This is a genomic window from Bacillus sp. 220_BSPC, from assembly GCF_001054655.1.
GTDB classification, from domain to species: Bacteria; Bacillota; Bacilli; order Bacillales; family DSM-1321; genus Peribacillus; species Peribacillus frigoritolerans.
Genome location: NZ_JVPL01000252.1, coordinates 1 through 662, shown reverse-complemented (window position 1 = coordinate 662; position 662 = coordinate 1). Strand labels below are relative to the sequence as shown.

General features: G+C 39.2%; 1 protein-coding gene. It reads left to right on the top strand.

Going from position 1 to position 662, the window contains the following annotated elements:
• On the top strand, positions 1–605 hold a 605-nt coding region (locus tag ADA55_RS19655), incomplete at its 5' end, for an IS110 family transposase (protein ID WP_048686971.1).
• Between the last annotated feature and the right edge of the window lie 57 nt (positions 606–662).

Here is a 662-nt window from a genome sequence, read left to right as displayed (position 1 = left end):
AGAGTGTTATAGAGTTCTGTCCTAGCAGATCGGGTCAATGGGCATGGGAAAAAGCAAAAAAAATAATGGACTCCGCGTCTCGAAATCCATTTCAAATAAACGTGTATCAAAGTCACGTAATCAATMTTMGTATGTATATTGAGTTGCTTTTTCATTACCAGGGACACCTCTCTGAGTTGGAAGATCGTATAGTGGCCCTGGCAAATGAACTGGAAGAATATAAGATCATCCAATCGATTCCCGGTATCGGAGAAAAAACCGCAGCCACGATTATCTCTGAAATTGGTGAAATCGATCGGTTTAATCACCCGAAAAAACTAGTTGCCTTCGCTGGAGTAGATCCAAGTGTTCACTCATCGGGTAAGTTTACGGCAACCATTAATCGTATTACTAAAAGAGGTTCGAGCAGACTACGTCATTCTCTGTATCTTGCCGTACTATGTGGCATAAGAAGTTCAAGGAACAAAAAGCTTAAAGCCTTCTATGATAAGAAAAAATCAGAAGGAAAACCGGCCAAAGTGTCAATCGTTGCCTGTATGAATAAGTTGCTTCATTGGATTTACGCTTTATTAAAGAGAAAAGAAGCATTCCTAGATTTAGCCTGATTAACGATTTTGTGAAACAGAGAAAAATCCTTCCAAAAGGGTTTTGGAGGGTTATTT